We start from the raw sequence: 365 nt of genomic DNA, 5'->3' as shown, positions 1-365 counted from the left end.
GTACCCACCAGCGTGGCCGTGCCCGGCAGCACGCTGAACGCGCCCAGGTCGCCCGCCTGCACCGCGCACAGGCTGATGACTGCGCTCTCCAGCGGCCGCACGTTGCGCGAGACGATCCCCTGCACGGCGGTGACGATGTGCGCGGCCACCAGCACCACGTCCACCGTCTGGTACGCATGCGCACCGTGGCCGCCGCGCCCGGTGACTTCGATCGTGACGCGGTCGGCCGCCGCCATCATGGCGCCGCTGTTGATACCCACGGTGCCGGGCCGCATGGCCGGCCAGTTGTGCATGGCGTACACCGACTGCACGGGAAAGCGCTCGAAGAGCCCGTCCTCGATCATCACGCGCGCACCGCCCAGGCC

The 365-nt window shown here is 71.5% G+C and carries 1 pseudogene; it reads right to left on the bottom strand.

Annotated features, from left to right (window positions below):
* Nucleotides 1–347 (bottom strand): annotated as a pseudogene (locus CKO35_RS18285) (hypothetical protein); the annotation flags it as partial.
* Nucleotides 348–365: the final 18 nt, after the last annotated feature.

This window comes from Ectothiorhodospira shaposhnikovii, assembly GCF_016584105.1.
GTDB classification, from domain to species: domain Bacteria; phylum Pseudomonadota; class Gammaproteobacteria; order Ectothiorhodospirales; family Ectothiorhodospiraceae; genus Ectothiorhodospira; species Ectothiorhodospira shaposhnikovii.
This window is presented reverse-complemented; position numbering and strand designations above follow the sequence as displayed.